We start from the raw sequence: 22783 nt of genomic DNA on the forward strand, positions 1-22783 counted from the left end.
AGTTGCTTTGAAAAGGGAATTGCGCAATAAGCAGCCTGAAGCAATGTTTGCGGTAACATTTGCGCAGAGCCAAGAGAAGACGTTAGGAGAACACCACCCATGCGACGCCTGAGAAATGTAAAAATCGTGGCGACGCTGGGACCGGCGTCCAATGACTATGACATGATCCGGGCGCTGCACGAGGCCGGCGCGGATGTGTTCCGCCTGAATATGAGCCACGGCAGCCATGACGAGATCCGCGAACGGCACCGGATCATCCGGCAGGTTGAAAAGGACCTGGACAGCCCGATTGCCATTCTAGCCGATCTTCAGGGGCCAAAACTGCGCGTGGGCGAGTTTGCCAACGAAGCCGAAGAGCTGGAGGAGGGCGCAGCCTTCCGTCTGGACCTTGATCCGGCGCCGGGCAATGCGGGTCGCGTTTGCCTGCCGCATCCCGAGATTTTCGCAGCCCTTGAGCCGGGCGCGCGTCTGCTGGTCAATGACGGCAAGATTCGCCTGACCGTGCAGGAGTGCGGCCAGGATTTCGCCAATTGCACGGTTGAGGTCGGTGGCACCATCTCGAACCGCAAAGGCGTCAACGTGCCCGACGTCGTGCTGCCGCTGGCGGCGCTGTCGTCCAAGGATCGCGACGATCTGGAGTTTGTCTGTCAGCTGGGCGTCGACTGGCTGGCGCTGAGCTTTGTTCAGCGCGCCAAGGACGTGTTCGAGGCCCGCGCGCTGGCTGATGGCCGTGCCTCGATTCTGTCCAAGATCGAAAAGCCTGCGGCGGTTGAGGCGTTCGACGATATCCTGGACGCCTCGGACGGGATCATGGTCGCGCGCGGCGATCTGGGGGTCGAACTGCCGGTCTCCGCCGTGCCACCGATCCAGAAACGTCTGGTGCGAAAATGCCGGGGTGCGGCCAAGCCGGTGATCGTGGCCACCCAAATGCTGGAAAGCATGATCGAAAGTCCTATGCCCACCCGGGCCGAGGTCTCGGATGTGGCCACCGCCATCTATGAAGGCACCGATGCCATCATGCTGAGCGCGGAATCTGCGGCGGGATCGTACCCGGTCGAGGCGGTGCAGACCATGAACAAGGTCGCCATCGAGGTCGAGGCCGACCCCACATACGACCAGATTGTCGCGTCGTCACGCAGCGCCAAGGGCACCACGATCGCTGACGGGATCGTGGCCGCGGCGCGTGAGATCGCGGAAAAGACCGACATCAAGGCGATCTGTTGCTTTACCCAAAGCGGCACAACGGCGCTGCTGACCGCGCGGGAACGCCCCGGTGTTCCGATCATCGCAATGACGCCTGCCACCGGAACCGCGCGGCGCCTGTGCCTGAGCTGGGGCTGCCACTGCGTGATGACGCCTGAGCTTGAGCGGTTCAAGGGCGCGGTGGTCAACGCCGCCCGTGCGGCCCGGGCCGGTGGGTTTGCCTCGGAGACCGACCAGATCGTCGTGACCGCAGGTGTGCCGTTCAACGTGCCGGGAACCACCAATATCCTGCGTATCGCCCCCTGTGATGAGCGTCTGATCTACAACACGGATCCAGGCTGATCCCTACGAATTTCCTGCCTTGCCAGCAAGCGGGGCAAGGCGATTGCCTAATTTTTAGGCGAAAAATTTGCAATGATATCAATAAGAAATCGGACTTTGGGTTGAGTTCGGCAATTTCCCCTCTGTTTTTTGGTGTTTTTCCCGGATACTGAACCGCAAGGGCGGTCTACTCAGAAAGTTCCAGGTTCCGGCTGCCCTGCCGGGGGCACGGGCCCCGGCACAATCATAAAATAACGGAGGAACGTCATGACAACGAAAATTGTCATTGGACTGGACGGGACAGAGACCGGGGAGCGCGCGATCGCCTTTGCCAAGGATTTGGCCGGGCGAATCGGATCGTGTGAATTGCTTGTGGTCTACGTGATCGAATGGTCCCCATTCACTTTCCAGACACCTGAAGAAAACGCCCTAAGGCACAAACGGCGCGAGGAAGAGGTCGAACTGGCCACGACCCGGATTGTCACGCCTGCGGTAGACGCGCTGAAGGCAGAAGGGTTCACAGCGCATGGCATTGTCCGCCATGGCGACGTGGCTGAAACGTTGAACGCGATCACGGTTGAAAATGGCGGCACCCAGATCATCGTCGGGCGCGCCTCGGCGGACGGGTTCAAGAAACGCCTGTTCGGCAGCTCGACCCAGAATCTGGTCATGCATGCCGATGTGCCGGTCACCGTCGTGAACTGAGGGGAGTGATGAGTATGAATACGCTTCAAAAACTGAGCCTTGGTGCATCCGCGGCCCTGTTCGCAAGTCCCGCATTGGCGCAAGACGCGCCGGGTCTGGACGACAAGATCAATCAGGCGTTTGCCGATTTCACCGGGCCTTTTGTCGGCTTTATCTTTGCCCCGTTTCCGGGGACGGGCTTTCCCTGGATCGTGGGGTGGCTGGTGATCGCAGCAACGGTGTTTTCGCTGTATTTCGCCTTTGTGCAATTCCGCTTTTTCGGTCACGCCATCAGTCTGGTCAAAGGGGATTATTCCGATCCCAACGACGCGGGTGAGGTCAGCCACTTCCAGGCCCTTGCCACCGCGCTGTCAGGAACGGTCGGTCTGGGGAACATCGCCGGTGTGGCGGTGGCCGTCGGTATCGGCGGGCCGGGCGCGACCTTCTGGATGATCATGGCGGGCCTGCTGGGCATGGCCTCGAAATTCACCGAATGTACGCTGGGCGTGAAGTATCGCAACGAATACGAAGACGGCACCGTTTCCGGTGGCCCGATGTATTACATGTCCAAAGGGTTCAACGAACTGGGTCTGCCGGGGGGTAAGATTCTGGCGGTTCTGTTCTCGATCTTCTGTATTCTTGGCGCGCTGGGCGGGGGCAACATGTTCCAGGCCAACCAGGCGCACCAGCAGATTGCAGGCATCGTCGGCGACTATCCCGGCTGGATCACCGGTCTGGTCTTTGCGGCAATTGTCTTTGCCGTGATCGTAGGCGGCCTGAAATCCATCGCACGGGTGACCGAGAAGGTCGTGCCGTTCATGGGGATCATGTATGTGCTGGCCGCGCTGGTCATCATCATCATGCACGCCGATCAGATTGGTTGGGCCTTTGGCCAGATCTTCGCAGGCGCATTCACCGGTCTGGGTGTTGCGGGCGGCATGGTCGGCGCGCTGATCCAGGGCTTCCGCCGTGCGGCATTCTCGAACGAGGCGGGTGTTGGTTCCGCGGCGATCGCACACTCGGCAGTTCGGACCAAGGAACCGATCACCGAGGGCTTTGTTTCGTTGCTGGAGCCGTTCATTGATACCGTCGTGATCTGTACCATGACCGCGCTGGTAATCATCATCACTCAGCAGCTGATCGTCGATCCGGAAACAGGCAACTACATGCTGAACGAAGCGGGTAATGCCATCGCAACTGTCGACGGCAATTCGGGCGTCAGTCTTACGTCTGCCGCCTTCGGCAGCGCGTTCAGCTGGTTCCCGTACGTTCTGGCGATCGCGGTGGTGCTGTTTGCCTTCTCGACCATGATCAGCTGGTCCTACTACGGCCTCAAGGCCTGGACCTATCTGTTCGGTGAGGGTCACACCAAAGAGCTGGTGTTCAAGATCATTTTCTGCATTTTCGTGGTGATCGGTGCGGCGGCCAACCTTGGCCCGGTCATCGACTTCTCGGATGCGGCGATCTTTGCGATGGCGGTTGTGAACGTCTTCGCGCTCTACTTCCTGATGAAAGTGGTGCGGGAAGAGCTGGCCAGCTATGCAGCCCGCCTGAAAAGCGGCGAGATCCGCAAGTTCGAGCACTAAATCCTTTCACCGGGGCGGCCATTGTCGCCCCGGTGCCTGACCACCCTGCGAAAAGCGCAGATTCTGGTCAAAACCCCCTTGCCAGTATGACCGAACTTGCGTACACGGCGCTTCTGATCGCGTGACCGGCCGAGATGGCATGCCGAGTCGCGTCTAGAACCGAACCCTGAAAGGAGACGGAAATGCCTAAGATGAAGACCAAGTCGAGCGCCAAGAAGCGCTTTAAGGTGACTGCGACCGGTAAGGTCCTTGCTGGCCAAGCCGGCAAACGGCACGGCATGATCAAGCGGACCAAAAAGTTCATCCGCGACGCCCGTGGCAACACCACCCTGTCCGCCCCCGACGCCAAGATCGTCAAGGGCTACATGCCCTACGACCGCTAAGAGGAGATTAAGAGATGTCCCGCGTTAAAGGTGGAACCGTAACTCACGCCCGTCACAAGAAGGTCATCAAGGCCGCCAAAGGTTATTATGGCCGCCGCAAGAGCACCTTCAAGGTTGCCCGTCAGGCCGTCGACAAGGCCAACCAGTACGCAACCCGCGACCGTAAGAACCGCAAGCGCAACTTCCGCGCGCTGTGGATCCAGCGTATCAACGCTGCTGTGCGTTCGCATGACGAAGCACTGACATATTCCCGCTTCATCAACGGCCTGAACCTGGCCGGTATCGAAGTGGACCGCAAAGTTCTGGCCGACCTGGCCGTGCACGAACCGGAAGCGTTCGGCGCGATCGTCGCCAAAGCTCAGGCCGCTCTGGCTGCCTGATCCTCTGCTAAAGAGACAGTGAATGAAAGGCCGTCCCGTTTGGGGCGGCTTTTTTGCACCCAGAAACTGATTAGGTCCGCTTTGATCCCAAAGCCGCCTTAGAGATGCCGCTCAATCTCGACTACGGCTTCAGCGACACTCAGCTTGGCCGTGTCCAGCTTCACATCTGCCGTAGCCCACGGCGTGTAGTCGCGGGATAGCACCTTTTGCCAGTCGGGTTTTTCGAGGCCGGGCACATCCATCTTGCGTTCTTCGACCCTTTCCCGATGCATCACCGGATCAGAGCAAATGGTTTCAACGCCAAGAAGCCTCACCCTTGACCGCTTTGCGGCGGCAGTGAAAATCTCGCGTGTGATCTCCCAAGGGTTCACGCAGTCGATAATTGTCGTGTGCCCCAGAGCAAGATTTGAGGCCGCAAGGGCTGCTGCGATATGGTAGCTTTCCGGGCCGATGTCCCGGTCGGGATCAACTGCCCAGATCGCGGCGTCGATCTCATCAACCCGCAGATATACCGCCCCCGTTGCGACCGACAGGGCGCGTGAAATTGTGCTCTTACCAGTTCCCGGTAAGCCTGCGAATGAGATGAGAGTAGCCACAATTATGCCCGTGATGCCTGTCCGTGGTGCTCATCTAGCCCATGGCTGAACGACAGCAAAGTCCGCAAAGCGGACCCAGTCGCGACAAGACGCCTATCTAAATGAAAACGGGCGCCCGTAGCGCCTGTTTCATTGCGCCTCCAGAAGAATAAGCGCGTCAGAAATTGACCTTTCGAATACTGCTCCAACTTATGTGTCTACTCGCTTTTCTCTTTCTTCACCAACTGCGCCGCAAACGCCACTCCGGTCCCCGGACCCGCATAGGTGACCATGATCACGTCATCCAGATAAACGCCGTTGAAGATACCGGCCGAAACGTCATCCCCTGATATCCCGGCCTCCGCCAGAACAAAACGGGTGGGGTCGTCTAACGAGAATGTGCCCATCGCCTCTTCGACGATCCAGTCGGTGTCGCCAATCCGGCGCCAGCGGTTGGTGGCGGTGATCAGGTTGCCGTCAAGCTTGATGATCTCCAACTCCATCTCGGTTTTCAGCAGACCTTTTGCGTGGTTCGGGTTCGACTTAGCAAAGCCCACCAGATAGGTGCCGTGCCATGTGCCGACGATCTGCGGGAAGCCGCTGCCTTGCTCGGCGCTGGCCGGAGCGGCGATGGAAAGGGCAAGAACCGTGACCAAGCTGCGAAGGAAATTGAATGCCATGGGTGTATCTCCTGAATCGAATGGTCACAGGCTACCCGAGTTCAAGAGTTTGGCAAAACACAGCGCAGAAACAAAAAAAACCGGCGCGGTGGGCGCCGGTTCTCTTAGGAACAGTGCGGGGCCTTAGCCGAATACGCGACCCAGCGCGCCGTCGACCGCATCGGTGATCTGGTCGATATCCTCCGCCGTGGCGATCAGCGCGGGCGAGAAGCACAGCGTGTTGTTGCGGCCGGGGACCGAGCGGTTGGTGACGCCGATGATCACACCCTGCGCCATACAATCGGCCACAACCGCCTGTGCCAGTTTCTCGTCCACTGGCTCTTTGCTGCTGCGATCTGCAACCAGTTCGGCGCCCAGGAATAGGCCCTTGCCGCGTACGTCGCCGATGACTTTGTGCTTTTCCATCAGCGCCTGCAGGTTACCCATCATGCGATCCCCCATGGCCGAGCAATTGCCCAGCAGGTTCTCGTCCTCGATAATGCGCATATTCTCGATCGCGGCTGCCGGACCAGCGGTGCAACCACCAAAGGTCGAGATGTCGCGGAAGTAGTTCAGCGGGTCGGCCGCGTCGTCCTTGAACATCTCAAAGACCTCCTCGGTGGTGACCATGCAGGCAATCGCCGCATAGCCCGAGGCAACGCCCTTGGCCATGGTCACGAAGTCCGGTTTGATGCCGTATTGCTGGTATCCGAACCATGTGCCGGTGCGGCCAACGCCGCAGACGACCTCGTCGATATGCAGCAGGATGTCGTATTTCCTGCAGATCTCCTGCACACGCTGCCAGTAGCCCTCGGGCGCTTCGATCACGCCGCCGCCCGCAGTGACGGGCTCAAGGCACAGGGCGCCAACGGTGTCGGGGCCTTCGCGCAGGATGACCTCTTCGATCTGGTCTGCGGCCCATTCGCCGAAGTTCTCGACAGGCGCGCCGTCCAGTTCGTGCTTGCGGTATTCCATGCAATGCGGCACGCGCACGAAACCGGGCGCGAAGGGGCCGTATTGCGCGTTACGCTCATCCTGACCACCCGCGGACATGGTCGCCAGAGTCGAGCCATGATAGTCGCGGTCGCGATACAGGATCTTGGTCTTCTTGCCGCCGTATTTCTTGTGCGCGATCTGGCGTACCATCTTGAACGCCTTCTCGTTCGCCTCGCTCCCTGAGTTGGTGTAGTACACGCGGCTCATGCCCGGCATCTTCTCGATCAGCTTCTCGGCGAAGATTGCACCGGGGATCGAACCGGCGGAGTTGGCGAAGTAGCACAGCTTCATCAGCTGATCGTACACGGCCTTGCAGATCGATTCGCGACCGTAGCCTACGTTGACGGTCCACACACCGCCCGAGACGGCGTCCAGATGCTCTTTGCCGTTCTGGTCCCAGACGCGCATTCCCTTGCCTTCGACAATGATGCGGGGATCATTGGTTTCAAAGGGTTTGTGCTGGATCAGGTGGTGCCAGATATGGGCGCGGTCGGCCTCGACCACGCGGGAAAGATCGTTTTCGTTGAACGTGCCGTCCATGACATGTCCTTTCAGAAATATTGGGTGCGCAAGATGCGGGAACGATGCCGCCCCGGTTCGGGATTTTGATGGCCCAGATCACCGCGAATAGCCATCTGTAGATAGGGCCAGATTGCACCATCCCGTATTGCCAGTCCATGGCTTCGGCGTATTTCTACGGGTTTGCCAGGCGCGATACTTTGTGATCAAGTCCGGCGAGAACTGAACTGGGAGGGTCAGCAGATGGCAGGGGACAATATCTACGAGCGTCATTTGGACAAGAACCGCGCGAACTACACGCCTTTGTCCCCGCTGAGTTTCATCGAACGCACCGCAAAGATCTACCCCGATTACCCTTCGGTGGTTTACGGCGGGCGTCGCTATAGCTGGGCGGAAACCTATGCCCGCTGCCGCCGTCTGGCGGGGGCATTGGCGACGCGTGGGATCGGCAAGGGCGACACAGTGTCGATCATCGCAGCCAATATCCCCGAGATGTACGAGGCCCATTTCGGTGTTCCCATGGCGGGTGCCGTTCTGAACACGATCAATACGCGGCTTGATGCGCCGATCATCGCCTTCATCCTGAACCACGCCGAGGCCAAAGTGCTGCTGGTCGACCCCGAGTTTTCGGGCGTGGTGAAAGAGGCCCTGAAACAGGTCGATCATGATCTGCTGGTCATCGACATCGAAGACCCCAGCTTTGACGGCGGTGACCAACTGGGCAGCCTGACCTATGACGCGCTGCTGGCCGAGGGCGATCCGGAGTTTGTGTGGTCTCTGCCCGGGGACGAATGGGATGCGATCACGCTGAACTATACCTCTGGTACCACGGGCAACCCGAAAGGGGTCGTTTATCACCACAGGGGCGCGGCGCTGAACGCGCAGTCGGACCTGCTGGACTGGGACATGCCGAAACACTCGGTCTATCTGTGGACCTTGCCGATGTTCCATTGCAACGGCTGGTGTTTCCCTTGGGCAATGGCGGCCAATGCCGGGGTCTCGGTCTGTCTGCGGGCGGTGCGGGACGAGCCGATCTATGCCGCCTTCCGCGATGAAAAGGTCACCCATTTCTGCGGCGCGCCGATTGTTCTGAACATGCTGGCGAACGCGCCCGATCACCTGAAAGATTTCGATCATGAGATCAAGGTGATGACCGCAGGCGCCCCGCCACCGGCAGCCGTGATCGAAAAGATGGAAGGCATGGGCATCGAAGTGACCCATGTGTATGGCCTGACCGAGACCTACGGCCCCTCGGTCGTATGCGCCTGGAAGGACGAATGGAACGGCAAAGGGGCCGAGGAGCGTGCCGCGCTCAAGGTCCGTCAGGGCGTTCCCTACACGGCCTTGTCGGGGTTGATGGTGGCCGATCCGGATACCCTGGAACCTGTTCCCGCAGATGGCGAGACGATGGGCGAGATTTTCATGCAAGGCAACGTTGTCATGAAAGGCTATCTGAAAAACGCCGAGGCGACGGACAAGGCCTTTCGTGGCGGCTGGTTTGCCTCGGGCGATCTGGGGGTGATGCACCCGGACGGCTATATCGCGCTCAAGGATCGGTCCAAGGACATCATCATCTCGGGCGGTGAGAATATCTCATCGGTAGAGGTTGAGGATATCCTCTACAAACACCCCGCCGTGATGGAGGCCGCCGTGGTCGCGCGCCCGGATGAGAAATGGGGCGAAACGCCCTGCGCCTTTGTCGAGCTCAAGCCGGATGTGCAGGCGAGCGAGGCGGATATCATTGCCTTTTGCCGGGACAACATGGCCCATTTCAAGGCGCCCAAGACAGTGGTTTTCGGAGCGTTGCCCAAGACCTCGACCGGCAAGATCCAGAAGTTCAAACTGCGGGACCAGGCGCGGGCGCTGACCTAGGCGCCCATCTTGTCAAAAATCGACAGGTCAAGCTCCAGCATCTCACCCATCCACACCGCACGGTCCCGGTGATCGGCCAGATGGTCACCGGTTTCCGGATGGGTGAAGATGGTCAGACCCTGCCGGTTCTGCATCAGCCACGGAATGACCTGATCGAACACGTCCGGGGCGAAGGTCAGCTGGCAGCTCCAGCGTGGATGCGGGCCGACATTCCTGGCGTGCATCCGGCCCATTTGGACCGGAAACAGGTGTGCGGCCTCTTGGCAAACCTGTTGCGCGATATCCTGCGTTTCGGCGTCGAAATAGACATGGGCGTGATAGCCGGTGATCTCGGGCATTGGGGCCTCCTGCATTCCTATTGCAGGATACATGGGGCAGGCCGCCCGCTCCACCAACGCGGACACACAGGCGCTGTGCGCCAGATCAGGCCACGGCCTCGGGGTGGGCGGCCGTGAAGGCGGGGTGCTCGGCGCAGGCGGCGTCGACTGCCAGGCTGCGCGGCAGGTCGCCCAGGTCCACGTCCCAGCGGCGCGCGTCGTACAATTGCGGGACCAGGCACAGATCGGCCAGGCCGGGCTGAGACCCTGCGCAATAGGGGGCCTGTTCGAACTCGGCCAACAGCGCCTCGAACGCCAGCAGGCCGGGGCGGATAAAGTGGCGCATCCAATCGCCCGCCGTCCCTTCAGCCCCGCCGCCCAGCGCTGCGGCGTGCCGGGCTACAGACAGGTTGCAAACCGGATGGATATCCACCGCAATGGATTGCGCCAATGCCGACACTTTGGCCCGGTGTGCGGGTTCGGCCGGAAGCAATCCCAGACCCCGGGTCTGATCCAGATAGTCAATGATCGCCAGAGATTGCGTTAGCCGCAACCCGTCAATCTCAAGCACCGGAACCAGCCCCTGCGGGTTGCGCGCCAGATGAGTTTGCGACTTCTGCGCGCCGTCCCTGAGATCAACGGACACAATGCGATAGGCTATCCCGGCCAGATTCTGCGCGATGCGCACCCGATAGCTGGCCGATGACTGCCCATAGCCGTACAGGATCTCCTCGGCCATGCTGTCAGCCGTTTTTCAACGCGGCAGCTTTCAGGGCCTGCGCCAGTACGTCCGAATTTCCGATGTGGTTGGCCAGCACCAGAATGAGCCGTGCGTTCAGGGCTTCGCTTTCCGACTTGTCCAGACCGTCATGGGCGGCCAGCAGCCCGGCATAGAAATCGTCGCCATTGTCGAGGTTCGGGGTGAGGATCAGATCGGCCATCTTGCTTACTCCTTACCAGTGGCCCGGCGGATCGCCTGTTGGAATGCGTTTTCTTCAAAGCTGTCGCGCCGTGCGGCCACGTGCTGATCGGGGCGGATCAGGTAGATTGCGCTGTCCGCGTCGCCCAGATACCGGCGCTTGAGCTCCAGCGTCAGGTCATCTTTGACCGACAGCGCCAGACGGGTGGCTTCGATGCCGTCTTCCTCGATCCGGTCGGGGGCGTCGGCGTCGATGGTCAGCAGGGTGAATTTACCCGCCAGTTTCGGCAACAGGAAATCGTCCCCCAAAGGCGCATCCGGGCAGGCCGCGCCCGGGCGGGTGATGTCCGGCCCGTTCAGGGCATCCGCCGAACTGAGCGACGATCCCTCATAGGTACAGGGCGTGCTCAACCGACCGGAATTGACCAGCGGTCGCGCGAATTCAAATTGCTCGCTGAGGTCCAGAACCGCATCCCGGAACTGCCGCGACATGTCGGATTTCGGCGTGATGAAATCGGTCGAGCGCGTGGACATGCGGATATTTTCATCGGCGGCCTGAACCCGCTCGCGGTTGTAGCTGTCCAGCAGGATCTCGGGCGCTTTGCCGTCGATGACCAGCTTCAGTTTCCAGCACAGGTTATCCGCGTCCTGCATTCCGGAATTTGCGCCGCGCGCGCCAAACGGGCTGACCTGATGGGCGCTGTCCCCGGCAAACAAGACGCGCCCATAACGGAACCGATCCATCCGCCGACATTGGAAGGTGTAGATCGACACCCATTCCAGTTCGAATTTCACATCCTCGCCCAGCATCGCCCTGAGCCGCGGAATGACGTTCTCGGGCCGTTGCTCGTGGTCCTTGTCGATGTCCCAGCCCAATTGCAGGTCGATGCGCCAGACATTGTCGGGCTGTTTGTGCAGCAGCGCCGATTGCCCGCGATTGAAGGGAGGATCGAACCAGAACCAGCGCTCGGTCGGGAAATCGGCCTCCATCTCCACATCGGCGATCAGGAAGTTGTCTTCGAAGACACGGCCTTCAAAATCCAGCCCCAGCATCCGGCGCGTCGGGGAATGTGCCCCGTCGCAGGCGATCAGCCAGTCGGCCTCGATGTTATAGGGACCTTCGGGGGTTTCGACCTCAAGCGTGACATGGGTGTCGTGGGTGCCGATGGCCTCGACCTTGTTGCGGCCGCGGATTTCGAGGGGGGCACCTTCGGCCTGTAATTCGCGCACCCGGTCGACAAGGGCGTTTTCAAAATAGTATTGCTGCAGGTTGATGAAGGCGGGATTTGCATAGCCCGTATCGGGCTGCAGGTCGAACTCATAGACCTGACGATTGTCGAAATAGACCTTGCCCGCGTTCCACAGCACCCCTTTTTCCACCATCGGACGCCCTGCGCCCAGACGGTCGGCAATATCAAGCGTGCGCTGGGAAAAGCAGATGGCGCGGCTGCCGAAACTGACCTTGTCATTGTCGTCCAGCACCACGACCTCGATCCCTTGCTGGGCAAGATCGATCGCAGCGGCAAGCCCGATCGGCCCCGCGCCGATCACGATCACCTTGTGTCGGACAGGAGAGGGTGCATCCTGATCCGGGCTGCGTTCATAGGCATATAGCGGGACTTCGAAGATCTTGTTCATGGGCTCTCCCCCGATGGTCTGGCGCGAGTTGCGCGCAAGATTTCGTTCTCCGGCCCTGTGGAGCCGAAGGCTTGAGCCAATGGTTTCACCGAAAATTCCGCCGCAAAACGATCTGGATCAAATGCGACGGAATGTCCTCGACCGTTGTATTGGTCTTACCGTGCGTAGGGGTTTGAGAGTGCGGGCAATACTGTGCCGGTGCAGTTGCCGAAGCCGATTGTGAATCCCTTGCCTTTGGCCGCGCCGGTCAGGGTCAGGGTGTCACCGTCCTCGATGAAGCTGCGCGTCTCGCCGCTGTCCAGCGTCAGCGGTTCTTTTCCGCCCCAACTGAGTTCAAGCAGCGAGCCACGTTCGGATTTCGTTGGGCCCGAGATTGTGCCGGAACCCAGAAGATCGCCGGTATTCATCGGGCAGCCCGAGGTGGTGTGATGCGCCAGTTGCTGCGCGGCGGAATAGTACATCTCCTTGTAATTCGTCCGGGCGATCGTGGTGGCAGGTTTGCCCGCGGGGGCCATCGTCACGGACAGGTCGATGTCATAGAGCATCGGACCACAGTCCTTCAGGTGATCCAGCAACTCGTGTTCGCGCGCAGGGGTCTCACAACGGAACGGCTCCAGCGCGGCCTTGGTCACGATCCAAGGGCTGATGGATGTCGCGGTAGCCTTGGCCTGAAACGGGCCAAGAGGCTGGTATTCCCACGCTTGAATGTCGCGGGCTGACCAGTCGTTCAGCAGGACATATCCAAAGATGTGGTCATCGGCCTCCTGCACTGTGATCGGCCCCTCAGAAGGGGTGCCGACGATGGCGCCCATCTCCAGCTCGATGTCGAATCGGCGGCTGGGCAGGAAAGCGGGTTTCTCCTGGTCTGGCGACTTCAACTGACCCCAGGGGCGGCGGATATCGGTGCCCGAGATGACAACCGAAGAGGCCCGGCCGTTATACCCGATGGGAATGTGCAGCCAGTTTGGTGGCAGCGCGTTTTCCGGCCCGCGAAACATGGTGCCGACGTTTTGCGCGTGGTGACGACCGGCGTAGAAGTCGGTGTATTCGCTGACGGCAAAGGGCAAGTGCAGTTCGGCTTTGTCCTGCCGAACCAGCAGGGGTTCCACTTGGTCCTGTTCATCCGACCCTTCGGCCAGCAGATAGGTCAGCCGCGCGCGCAATGCGGCCCAGACGGCGGGGCCTTGCTCCATCAGCGGGTTCCAGAAGGGCAGGTCGAACAGCGGCTCGTCGTCCAGTTCAATCACACCTTCGGCTTCGGCTGCGGTAACGTCCAGAATCATGTTTCCGATCGCCACGCCGCAATGCGGGTCGGACCCATCTACTGAAAAGACACCATAGGGCAGGTTGTTCAGCGGAAACGGGTGGTCGGCGGAATTGGCCGAGGCCACCCAGGATTTCGAAAGGGTCATAGGCGTTCCTTGTTGTCTTTGTCGTCGTTGCGAAAGTGGCACCGGGAAAAGGTATGCCGCATGTTCCTGTTTCCATCTATCAGTCGCCGCGGGAAGAGCCCTCCTGGCGATGGCCGGGCATTGAATTGTGCCTGTAGTGGTCGCGCTTTCCGTTCCAGCGGCCGCGCAATGCCCATATCGACATGCCGATGATGCCTAAAACCACGGCGATGACAATGTAGCCGGCATCCATCACTTCTTGCCCGGTGTTCCGTCGAACTTTTTCTCAAGCGAGGTCCAGCAGTCAATGTAATCGTCCTGCAAGGGGGCCTCGTTGGCGGCGAAAGGTGTCAGGTGCTGCGGGAACCGGGTTTCGAACATGAAGGACATGGTGTTGTCCAGCTTGTCCGGTCCGAGGTTGGCATTCGACGCCTTCTCGAACGCCTCGCGGTCCGGCCCGTGCGGCAGCATCATGTTGTGCAGGCTCATGCCGCCGGGAACAAAGCCCTGTGGTTTGGCGTCGTACTGGCCGTAAATGTTGCCCATCAGCTCGGACATGATGTTTTTGTGGTACCAGGGCGGGCGGAAGGTATCCTCGGCCACCATCCATCGTTCGCGGAACAGGACAAAGTCGATATTGGCAGTGCCGGGCTGCCCCGAAGGCGCGGTCAGCACGGTAAAGATCGACGGATCGGGATGATCGAACAGGATCGCGCCGACCGGGCAATAGGTGCGCAGGTCGTATTTGTAGGGCGCATAGTTGCCGTGCCAGGCCACCACATCCAGCGGGCTTTGGCCGATCCTGGTGGTGTGAAACTGCCCGCACCACTTGACGGTCACGGTCGAGGGCACCTCGCGATCCTCAAACGCCGCAACGGGGGCCTTGAAGTCACGCGGATTGGCCATGCAGTTGGCACCGATCGGGCCGCGCCCGGGCAGTTCGAATTTCTGACCGTAGTTTTCACAGACGAACCCGCGCGCGGGGCCTTCCAGAACTTCGACCCGATAGACCAGCCCACGCGGGATGATCGCGATTTCCTTGGGTTCCAGGTCGATGATCCCCAGTTCGGTGGCAAAGCGCAGGCGGCCTTCCTGCGGCACCACCAGCAGCTCGGAATCTGCCGAGTAGAAATAGGCATCCACCATCGACTCGGTGACCAGATAGATGTGGCTGGCCATGCCGACCTGCGTGTTCACGTCGCCTGCCGTGGTCATCGTGCGCATACCTGTCAACCAGGTCAGCCCCTGATCGGAATGCGGCACCGCATCCCAGCGGTACTGGCCCAGGCTGATCACGTCCGGATCAACAAAAGGCGCCGATTTCCAAAAGGGCAGGTCGATTTTTTCATAGCGATGCGAATGCTTGACCGACGGCCGGATGCGATAGCACCACGTCCGTTCGGGCGGGTTCGCGGTAAAGGCCGTGCCACTCAGCTGTTCGCCATAAAGGCCATAGTTGCAGCGCTGGGGACTGTTCATTCCCTGCGGCAAGGCGCCGGGCAGGGCCTCGGTTTCGAAGTCATTGCCAAAGCCGGGCATGTAGCCCGCATAAGTGCCGACCGGGCTGCTGGCTTGGGTCAATTCATGCGGATCAGTCGGATGGTTCATCCTGTGTTCCTCCGTTTTCTGCTTGAGGGATAATAGTTGGTTTTGTAACTAACAAGCATGACTCGGGACGATTCCATGAAAAAAGATGACTTTAACTTGCAGGATTTCCTACCCTACCTGCTGAACCGCGCGGCCGAGGAAAGTTCATTGGAGTTTCAGAAGCTCTACAAGGACCGCTACGGTATGCTGCGCAACGAATGGCGGGTGTTGTTCCATCTGGGCAATAACGGCGAAATGACCGCGAAACAGATCGGTGACCAAGCGCGGCTTCACAAGACCAAAATCAGCCGCGCAGTTCACAGGCTTGAGGAACGCCGGTATCTGCAGCGCAGTCGCAGTGCAACGGATCGCAGGGTCGAAAACCTGGCGCTGACGGCCCTGGGCCGATCCGTTTACCACGAGCTTTGCGAAATCGCCGGGCAGTATGACACTCGGTTGGCGGCACAATTCAGCGAAGACGAGGCGGCCCTGTTACGCAAAATGCTGCACCGACTGGCGCATATGGTGTGAACACTGGTAATTCAGGCCTCTGGCCCCCAGATGACAACCAGAGCGGACACTGGAATAATAATAAAATGACGACCCCGAACGCCGATACGGCGAAATCAACTGATCTTATTGAATGGATTGTGACCCGCGGCCTGGAAGGGGCCGCGAAAGAAGAGTTGCTGGACGGCTATTGCAACAAGCTGTTGGAGCTGGGCGTGCCATTGATGCGGTTTCATGCGGCGCAATCGGCCTTGCACCCGGTCTACGGCGGCACCGGATTCAGCTGGTATCAGGGGCGGGGGGGTGATTCCGAGACGTTTGAATATACCGAAGAACCCAGCGAGCAGTGGATACAAAGCCCCCTCTACGCGATTCTGAACAATGAGGTGGATGAAATCCGCGAGCGTCTGGTCGAGCAGAACGAAGCCAATCGCTATCCCTTGCTGAATGATCTGCGCCAGATCGGGGCCACCGATTATTATGCCACCGGGGTCAGCTTTGACGTGCCGACCCAGAGTGTAACAGGAAACACCAAAGAGGCCGTGGATGGGGTTCTGATGTCCTGGACTACGAACGCGCCGGAAGGGTTCCGGGACTGTGATCTGGATCTGATCAACACGGCGCTGCCGCATCTGGGATTGGCGCTGAAATCCGCGTCCAGCGCCCGGATATCCAAAGACCTGATGCGGGTATACCTGGGCCGCGATGCTGGGCGCCGCGTGTTGTCGGGCGAAATCCGGCGCGGATCCTTGCAGCAGATCGATGCGGTGATCTGGAACTTTGACCTTGAAGGTTTCACCAGCCTGTCCGAAGAGCTGCCGGGTAACGAAATCATCGACATGCTGAACGATTACCTGGCCGTCGCCGTGGGTGTGGTTCACGACAATCGCGGCAACATTCTGAAATTCATGGGCGATGGGCTGATGGCGATGTTCGACGTCGGTGAGATCGACGAAGACGCCCGTGCCGCACTGAAAGCCGTGCCGGTATTGCAGCAACGGATGGAGGCCCTGAACACCCGCCGCGAGGCCGAGGGCCTGCCGGTAGCCAGCTTCACCCTTGCCCTGCACGCGGGTGAGATCCTGTATGGAAACATCGGGTCCGAGACGCGTCTGGACTTCACCGTGATCGGCCCCGCCGTGAACCAGACCGCCCGGATCGCCGGAATGCACCGGTCATTGGGGCAGCGTATTCTGATCTCGGACGACGTTGCGCGCGCGGCGCAGCCCTGCGGTCAGAACCTTGTGTCTGTCGGTCGATACATGCTGCGCGGTGTGACTGAACCGAAGGAGCTGTTTACGGTGTATAATGAGGCTGCGCCGTAGCCGGATGTTTCAAAAAGGCGAGTGTGACCCCTTTGCGGTTCCTGCCGAATACTGGATCAACTGCGGTGAAGACACCATTGTCCCTGAACACAGTATGGCATGGGCAGAGTTTTATCGGGTTGTTGAGCACCTTCAGTGATCGCTTTCGTACTACCTTGTTCAGTGGCGTGATTCCAAAACTCTACGGCTCATCAGGTGCGGGGCAAGCGGAAACAGTGCGTGGGAAACTATCCCTGCGCTGGTGGCACGGCCCGCTGATACAGATGCCAAGTGGCGTGGCCAAGGATCGGCAGGGTGAAGATCAGGCCCAGAAACGCCGGAACCATCGACAACAGCATGGTGACCGAGATGATCGCCGCCCACGTCAGCATGACCACCGGGCTTTCCGCAACGACCCGGATGGACGTCAACATGGCGGACACGAAATTGGTTTCCCGGTCAAGCAGCATGGGCATGGCAATGACGGTTACCGTGAACAGGACCGCCGACAGAAACGCACCGACGCAGGTGCCAACAGCAAGAAAGGCCCAGCCCTGCGGCGTGAAAAAAACGGTATGCAGGAACCCGTCAAAATCTGAGAACGATGCGTTCTGCAGGGTGATCGCCAGCCAAAGCCGAACCTGATAAATCCACACCCAGAAAATGAACAGGGTAACAAAGGCCATCCAGCCCATTTCGCGTTTGCGTTGATTGGCCATGACGCTGAGGATTTCAGACCAACCGAAACTTTCACCCTTCTGCAACCGGCGGGACATCTCATACAGCCCGGCGGCGGCGAAGGGCGCGACCAGCGGAAAGCCGACAATGGCGGGAATGATCATCCAGATCTTGCCGAGCCAGACCAGACCCCAAACAAACAGGATGCCGAAAAGCGCATAGAAAAGGCCGAAAAAGCCGCTCATGACCGGGCGTGCCAGAAAATCGGAAAACCCGGCCTTCAGCGACGCGGTGATATCACTCGCCGTCATCGTGTTGACCTCGGGCACGGTTTGCGGCTGCTGTGTCAGATTGTCTGGCGGTGTGGACCCTTCGGTGTCCGATGTCATGGCACGCTCCTCCCAAAGCACAGTGCTTTGCTGATCCGATTGTCAACGGAACCAGCTGTGAACAGGCGCCTTTCCTTCGCAAACAAGTCTGCAACAGGTGAGGCACAAGGGCAAGGCGGAGGAGTTCAGTAGCGGCGTCGCGCGTGTCGGACCGGGCAGGGCCCCTTAAAAATCGATCTCGACGCCCGGCAGGTTCAGCTCTTTCATCATGTCACGCAGCTCCTGCCGCGCGGCGATGTTCGAGATGTTCAGCTGTTTGACACCGATATCCTTGAGGTCCAGCAGGGTAAGCCCGCGCGGGAACAGTTCGCGGAAGATCACCCGCTCGGAAAAGCCCGAGGCGACGCGGAAACCGATGCGCTGCGACAGCATCTCGATCGCGCGCTGCATCTTTTCCTTGTTGACCATGCGCTGGGTACCGACGCGGTTGCGCACGACGACCCAGTCGATGGGTTTCAGCCCGGCTTGGGCGCGCAGCTGCCGGGCGTTCCAGACCATTTCGGAATAAACCGACGGCCCTAGGATTTTCTCACCCTTTGAATCGATCCGCGCCAGCAGGTCGAAATCGATGAAACTGTCGTTCAGTGGCGTGATCAGCGTGTCGGCCAGCGAATGCGCCACCTGGCTGAGGCGGGTGTGCGAGCCGGGGCAGTCGATCAGGATGAAATCGCTGTCGCTTTCCAACTCGGCCACTGCGGCGGACAGGCGGTGGTCATAGATATTCTCACCGGGTTTCAGCTTGCTGGCGTCGATCTCGGGTAGGTCATGGTGGCGCGGGCTGGGCAGAGGTGCCTCGGAGCCGTTCATGAAGTTGCCGCGGTTTTCGAAATAGCGCCCAAGGCTGCGCTGCCGCAGGTCCAGGTCCAGCGTGCTGACCTTGTGCCCCAGCCGTGCCAGAGCGGTGGCCACATGCATCGACACGGTCGATTTGCCTGCGCCGCCCTTCTCGTTCCCCACTACGATGATATGTGCCATGCCTGTCTTCCCATGTCCCGCCGTGCTTGCCCACACGTTGTTGTGAGCCACTATATGTTGTGGAATGCGGGAAGGGAAGAACCTCAGTCGGTGATATCAGGCTCTAATTTGGAAAACCAAGGCGTGCGGGCGGGTTAGGCTGCGAGCTTGTCAAATGCGGCGCCCTGATTCACTGTCAGGCGCAGGGAATCGCGATAGGGGCAGCCGTTGGACCATCTGTTTCTGAACGTTCTGAACGTGGTCCTGCCGGTGCTGATCTGCGCCGGAATCGGCTATTGCCTGGCGCTGATCAAGGCACCCTTCGACAACAAGGTGATCGGCGGGCTTGTCTCACGCGTGGGGTATCCGACGCTGATCATTTCGCACCTGTCCACCACCAATATCGCCGTCGGTACGATTCTGGATGTGATGGCCGCCGCCGCGTTGGCCATTGCCGGGTTTGGGGTTTTGGGGCTTGTTGCCCTGAAGGCGATGCGCCTGCCGGTGCGGGCATTTCTGACGCCGTTGATGCACGGAAATGTCGGCAATATCGGATTGCCAATTACCCTGTTGGCGCTGGGCGATGCTGGGATGGCTTATACGATGGGCTTCGTGGTGGTCGTGCTGATCAGCATCTTCACTGTTGGCATGTGGATACCGGCCGGGGAATTCTCACCGAAGAAACTCGCCACATCGCCTATCATCTGCGCGGTGGTGATCTCGCTGATCCTGATGGCCAGCGGATACAGCCTGCCGCAGCCGGTGGCCAAGGCCTTTGACATTCTCGGAGGGCTGTCGATCCCGCTGATGCTGCTGACCCTGGGCCACACGCTGGCAACGTTGCAGATCCAAAGCCTTGGCCGCGCGGTGATGCTGACCGTTCTGCATCTGGGAATGGCGGTCGTGATCGCCAGTGCGCTGGTCTGGGCGTTCGGCTTTGCCGGGGCCGAACGCGGCGCGGTGATCCTGTGTTGCCTGATGCCGTCTTCAGTGGCGACTTATCTGTTCATCGATCAACATGTGCCGGAATACGGGTCGGATGTGGCGGGCTTTATTCTGGTCTCGACGCTCAGCACCATTGTCGTGCTGCCCGTCGCGCTGTCATACTGGATCTGACGCGCACCCTATGCGCAGAGGCAAAAATCGCTAAACTGCTGAATAATTGCGTTAAAGCAGAACGGATTGAGGGCAGTTTGATGCGTGACGAGACCTCGGAAGATGTGACCCCGCAGGCCCGCGCCCGTGTGGTGCTGGCAATGACCGCGATCTGCATGATGGTCGTGGGGTTCAACACCACCGCTGTCGCAACCATCCTGCCCAACCTCAAGGCAGAGTTCGACCTGACGCCGTCCGGGCTGCAATGGGTGATGGCGACCTACACGGTGGCCAGCGCCACGCTTGTCACCATCGTCAGCCGGCTGGGGGATATCACCGGCAAGATGGGCGTGTTTTTCTTGGGCATGATCGTTTTTGCCATCGGGTCGGCCTCGGTCCTGTTTGCGCAGGATGGGGCAATGCTGCTGTTTGGACGCGGGGCGCAGGGGGCAGGGGCGGCCGCGTTGTTCGGAACCTCTCTGTCGCTGCTGACGGCAGCAACGCCGGAAGAACAACGCGCCAGCGTCACCGGGGCCTGGGGCGCAATCGTTGGCCTTGCCATCGGTGTCGGGCCAATCGTCGGTGGCGCCTTTGGTCACTATGTCAGTTGGAGGGCGGTTTTTGCGGCCGACCTGCTGCTGCTGGTGGTGGCCTTTGCCATTGGGCTGCATGTCAGCCGGCGCAAATACGTCCCCGACACGCGGCTTGAGGGGGCAAAATTCGATTATCCGGGAGCGGTTGCCATCCTGCTGTTTCTCGGGCCGCTGTCCTTTGCGCTCAGCAACGGGGAAAGTGGGGGCTGGGCCACGCCGCTCACGCTGGTGCCACTGGTCATCGCGGCGCTGGCAACGGTTGTTCTGGTCATCGTTTCCCACCGCGCCGCAGACCCGCTGATCGAACTGCGATATTTCCGCCACCCGCGCTATTTCATGGCCGCGGCAGGGATGTTCTTTACCGGCTTCACGCTGTTCTGCTTCTTTGTCTATTTCAACACTTTCGTGCAGTCGCCGGATGCTTTCGGGTATTCGTCAATCGGCGCAGGGTTGGCGATCATGCCGCTCAGCCTCAGCATGTTTGTCATCTCGGTCACCGCGCCGCGGTTTCTGGCGCCCTACAGCTTTCGATGGCCGGTTGCGATTGGCCTTGGCGCGATGGCCTGCGGGTTCCTGTTGCTGATGACGACCACGAACACCACGCAATATGCCGAAATCTGGTGGAAGCTGCTGATCGTTGGCATTGGTTTGGGCGTCTGCTTTTCGCTGCTACCCCGCCTCGGCCTGCGCCTGCTGCCCGAGGAACATGTGGGTCAGGGCTCAGGCGTGATCAACGCCTGCCTGTATTTCGGCGCCACCCTGGGTGCCGTGGTCGGAGGTCTTGCTGAATCCATCACCAAACGCCGGGGCCTGTCCGAGGTCATTGACGCGCTGCCCGCAGGATCAACCCAGCGCGAGGATCTGGCCCATGCGCTGACCCACGGTACGCCCAGCCAGATACAACAGCAGATTGCCGGGATGGACCCAACGACTGGAACCACCCTGGCCAAAGCGCTGCGGGACTTGCAGGACAACGCCTTTGACAGCGCCATGCTGGTCGCAGCGGTTGCGGCACTGATCGGGATGGCCCTGGCATTGATGTTGTTGCGCGGGCCGGTGCCACCGGTGCACAGCGCGGCGGAACTGACGCGCGACCCACGGTAATCGCGTTGTGGTCCTGCCGGGCCTAACCCCCGAGATACACCCCGTCTTTCGGGCGGTAGAAAACCTTCTGATCGTGCAGCTTGCCCAGAAGATCGTGAATACGGCGCAGAGTTTCTTCGCGGTCCGCATTGCCGCCTTCGTCCTCATCCATCCCAGCCTGCGACAACGAGGCGACCGAGCCACGCAGCGCCGTTTCGATCAGTTCCATGTCCTCTACCGAAAGCTCGATCATGTCATTGTACTGGGGCATTGTCAGGGTCTCCGTCGTGGCTTGATATACATGTTACCGCCAAAAATAGAATCCACCAGCCCTTGACGGGATCGATGTCAGTGATGCGCTATCTGCTTCGGCTTTTGTGGAATTGATGTGCAGCCTTTCAATCATACAAAGAAAAAGGCCGCCCCGAGGGACGGCCTTTCGCATTTCAAAAGGGACAGGCTTAGAAGCCCAGACCTTCGTATTTCTTCTTGAACTTCGACACGCGGCCGCCGGCGTCCATCAGGCGCGACGAGCCACCGGTCCACGCGGGGTGCGAGGAGGGGTCGATTTCCAGAGCCAGCTGGTCGCCTTCGGCGCCCCAGGTGGATTTCATCTGAACCACGGTGCCATCGGTCATTTTGACGTTGATGACGTGATAATCGGGATGGATGTCTTTTTTCATCTTTCCGCTCCTTACGCCTCGGCGCCAGCCTTGGGCTTGTAGTTGGTGACTTCGGCGATACGCGCGGATTTACCACGGCGCGAGCGCAGGTAGTACAGTTTGGCGCGACGGACGCGGCCACGGCGGACTACGGTGATGCTGTCGATGTTGGTCGAATGCAGCGGGAACACACGCTCCACGCCTTCGCCAAACGAGATTTTGCGGACGGTGAACGAACCGGCGATGCCGTTGCCACCTTTGCGCGCGATGCAGACGCCTTCGTAGTTCTGCACACGGGTACGCGACCCTTCGGTCACTTTAAAGCCGACACGGATGGTGTCACCGGCTTTGAAATCGGGGATGTCTTTCCCCAGGGCGGCAATCTGTTCCGCCTCAAGCTGTGCGATCAGGTCCATCGCAGTTACTCCTATCTGCTCGTGGTTGGTCCACGAAGTTTGGGCACGGGCTGAGAGCTCTTGGTCTTC

25 protein-coding genes are annotated in these 22783 nt (G+C 59.9%); 10 read left to right on the plus strand and 15 right to left on the minus strand.

Features of this window, described 5'->3' with window-relative positions:
* The first annotated feature begins 99 nt into the window (after positions 1-99).
* The 5 genes from pyk (at position 100) to rplT (ending at position 4557) form a co-directional block, all read left to right on the plus strand.
* Positions 100-1545, plus strand: coding sequence for a pyruvate kinase (pyk, locus tag ACOQFT_RS14850; RefSeq protein ID WP_421598675.1), 1446 nt, complete (start codon positions 100-102; stop codon positions 1543-1545).
* Between the two features lie 246 nt (positions 1546-1791).
* Positions 1792-2229: a universal stress protein gene (locus ACOQFT_RS14855; RefSeq protein ID WP_421598676.1), complete on the plus strand. Its 438-nt coding sequence runs from the start codon at positions 1792-1794 to the stop codon at positions 2227-2229.
* A gap of 14 nt (positions 2230-2243) precedes the next feature.
* Complete coding sequence (locus ACOQFT_RS14860; RefSeq protein ID WP_421598677.1) at positions 2244-3794, plus strand: alanine/glycine:cation symporter family protein; 1551 nt, start codon at positions 2244-2246, stop codon at positions 3792-3794.
* 182 nt (positions 3795-3976) lie between these two features.
* A complete protein-coding gene (gene rpmI, locus ACOQFT_RS14865) occupies positions 3977-4177 on the plus strand; it encodes a 50S ribosomal protein L35 (RefSeq protein WP_010443552.1) in 201 nt (66 codons plus the stop codon).
* 14 nt (positions 4178-4191) lie between these two features.
* On the plus strand, positions 4192-4557 hold the full coding sequence (rplT, locus tag ACOQFT_RS14870) for a 50S ribosomal protein L20 (RefSeq protein WP_008756009.1): 366 nt from the start codon (positions 4192-4194) through the stop codon (positions 4555-4557).
* Between the two features lie 98 nt (positions 4558-4655).
* Here rplT and ACOQFT_RS14875 read toward each other — a convergent pair whose 3' ends face one another.
* The 3 genes from ACOQFT_RS14875 to ACOQFT_RS14885 form a co-directional block, all read right to left on the minus strand.
* On the minus strand, positions 4656-5153 hold the full coding sequence (locus ACOQFT_RS14875) for an AAA family ATPase (RefSeq protein WP_421598678.1): 498 nt from the start codon (positions 5151-5153) through the stop codon (positions 4656-4658).
* Positions 5154-5350: 197 nt separating this feature from the next.
* Complete coding sequence (locus ACOQFT_RS14880; protein ID WP_421598679.1) at positions 5351-5812, minus strand: hypothetical protein; 462 nt, start codon at positions 5810-5812, stop codon at positions 5351-5353.
* A gap of 123 nt (positions 5813-5935) precedes the next feature.
* Positions 5936-7327, minus strand: coding sequence for an aspartate aminotransferase family protein (locus ACOQFT_RS14885; protein WP_421598680.1), 1392 nt, complete (start codon positions 7325-7327; stop codon positions 5936-5938).
* Between the two features lie 222 nt (positions 7328-7549).
* Between ACOQFT_RS14885 and ACOQFT_RS14890 the strand changes: the two genes are divergently transcribed.
* Positions 7550-9178, plus strand: a complete 1629-nt coding sequence (locus tag ACOQFT_RS14890; protein ID WP_421598681.1) for an acyl-CoA synthetase — start codon at positions 7550-7552, stop codon at positions 9176-9178.
* On the opposite strand, the gene ACOQFT_RS14895 is transcribed toward ACOQFT_RS14890, so the two are convergent.
* The 7 genes from ACOQFT_RS14895 to hmgA all read right to left on the minus strand — a co-directional run bounded on the left by ACOQFT_RS14895 (position 9175) and on the right by hmgA (position 15051).
* Positions 9175-9516, minus strand: coding sequence for a DOPA 4,5-dioxygenase family protein (locus tag ACOQFT_RS14895; protein ID WP_421598682.1), 342 nt, complete (start codon positions 9514-9516; stop codon positions 9175-9177). The genes ACOQFT_RS14890 and ACOQFT_RS14895 overlap by 4 nt on opposite strands.
* An 85-nt stretch (positions 9517-9601) precedes the next feature.
* A complete protein-coding gene (gene maiA, locus ACOQFT_RS14900) occupies positions 9602-10234 on the minus strand; it encodes a maleylacetoacetate isomerase (protein ID WP_421598683.1) in 633 nt (210 codons plus the stop codon).
* Between the two features lie 4 nt (positions 10235-10238).
* Entirely contained in the window at positions 10239-10436 is a 198-nt protein-coding gene (locus tag ACOQFT_RS14905; RefSeq protein WP_421598684.1) for a DUF2783 domain-containing protein, read from the minus strand.
* A 5-nt stretch (positions 10437-10441) separates the two neighbouring features.
* On the minus strand, positions 10442-12052 hold the full coding sequence (locus ACOQFT_RS14910) for an FAD-dependent oxidoreductase (protein WP_421598685.1): 1611 nt from the start codon (positions 12050-12052) through the stop codon (positions 10442-10444).
* A gap of 155 nt (positions 12053-12207) precedes the next feature.
* Entirely contained in the window at positions 12208-13464 is a 1257-nt protein-coding gene (gene fahA / locus ACOQFT_RS14915; protein WP_421598686.1) for a fumarylacetoacetase, read from the minus strand.
* 79 nt (positions 13465-13543) lie between these two features.
* Positions 13544-13696 (minus strand): hypothetical protein, encoded by a 153-nt coding sequence (locus ACOQFT_RS14920; protein ID WP_421598687.1) that lies wholly within the window; start codon positions 13694-13696, stop codon positions 13544-13546.
* On the minus strand, positions 13696-15051 hold the full coding sequence (hmgA, locus tag ACOQFT_RS14925; RefSeq protein ID WP_421598688.1) for a homogentisate 1,2-dioxygenase: 1356 nt from the start codon (positions 15049-15051) through the stop codon (positions 13696-13698). Before hmgA ends, ACOQFT_RS14920 begins: the two co-directional genes overlap by 1 nt.
* 75 nt (positions 15052-15126) lie before the next feature.
* On the opposite strand from hmgA, the gene ACOQFT_RS14930 reads away from it, so the two are divergent.
* Entirely contained in the window at positions 15127-15561 is a 435-nt protein-coding gene (locus ACOQFT_RS14930) for a MarR family winged helix-turn-helix transcriptional regulator (protein ID WP_421598689.1), read from the plus strand.
* 65 nt (positions 15562-15626) lie between these two features.
* The gene (locus tag ACOQFT_RS14935; protein ID WP_421598690.1) at positions 15627-16865 is read left to right on the plus strand and encodes an adenylate/guanylate cyclase domain-containing protein; all 1239 of its coding nucleotides are present in this window, start codon (positions 15627-15629) and stop codon (positions 16863-16865) included.
* A gap of 227 nt (positions 16866-17092) precedes the next feature.
* On the opposite strand, the gene ACOQFT_RS14940 is transcribed toward ACOQFT_RS14935, so the two are convergent.
* Positions 17093-17911, minus strand: a complete 819-nt coding sequence (locus tag ACOQFT_RS14940; RefSeq protein WP_421598691.1) for a DUF2189 domain-containing protein — start codon at positions 17909-17911, stop codon at positions 17093-17095.
* Between the two features lie 165 nt (positions 17912-18076).
* Positions 18077-18886 (minus strand): division plane positioning ATPase MipZ, encoded by an 810-nt coding sequence (locus ACOQFT_RS14945; RefSeq protein ID WP_421598692.1) that lies wholly within the window; start codon positions 18884-18886, stop codon positions 18077-18079.
* Between the two features lie 207 nt (positions 18887-19093).
* On the opposite strand from ACOQFT_RS14945, the gene ACOQFT_RS14950 reads away from it, so the two are divergent.
* Both ACOQFT_RS14950 and ACOQFT_RS14955 read left to right on the plus strand, forming a co-directional pair.
* On the plus strand, positions 19094-19981 hold the full coding sequence (locus tag ACOQFT_RS14950) for an AEC family transporter (RefSeq protein WP_421598693.1): 888 nt from the start codon (positions 19094-19096) through the stop codon (positions 19979-19981).
* Positions 19982-20061: 80 nt separating this feature from the next.
* Positions 20062-21657, plus strand: coding sequence for an MFS transporter (locus tag ACOQFT_RS14955; protein WP_421598694.1), 1596 nt, complete (start codon positions 20062-20064; stop codon positions 21655-21657).
* Positions 21658-21679: 22 nt separating this feature from the next.
* Here ACOQFT_RS14955 and ACOQFT_RS14960 read toward each other — a convergent pair whose 3' ends face one another.
* The 3 genes from ACOQFT_RS14960 to rplS all read right to left on the minus strand — a co-directional run bounded on the left by ACOQFT_RS14960 (position 21680) and on the right by rplS (position 22714).
* Positions 21680-21907 carry a hypothetical protein gene (locus tag ACOQFT_RS14960; protein WP_421598695.1) on the minus strand — a complete coding sequence of 76 codons (228 nt, stop codon included), beginning with the start codon at positions 21905-21907 and terminating at the stop codon, positions 21680-21682.
* A gap of 190 nt (positions 21908-22097) precedes the next feature.
* Positions 22098-22319 (minus strand): 50S ribosomal protein L31, encoded by a 222-nt coding sequence (rpmE, locus tag ACOQFT_RS14965; RefSeq protein WP_170428949.1) that lies wholly within the window; start codon positions 22317-22319, stop codon positions 22098-22100.
* Between the two features lie 11 nt (positions 22320-22330).
* Positions 22331-22714, minus strand: coding sequence for a 50S ribosomal protein L19 (rplS, locus tag ACOQFT_RS14970; RefSeq protein ID WP_010437578.1), 384 nt, complete (start codon positions 22712-22714; stop codon positions 22331-22333).
* Positions 22715-22783: the final 69 nt, after the last annotated feature.

Origin of the sequence: Ruegeria sp. MALMAid1280 (genome assembly GCF_049195285.1) — a bacterium.
Taxonomy (GTDB): domain Bacteria; phylum Pseudomonadota; class Alphaproteobacteria; order Rhodobacterales; family Rhodobacteraceae; genus Ruegeria.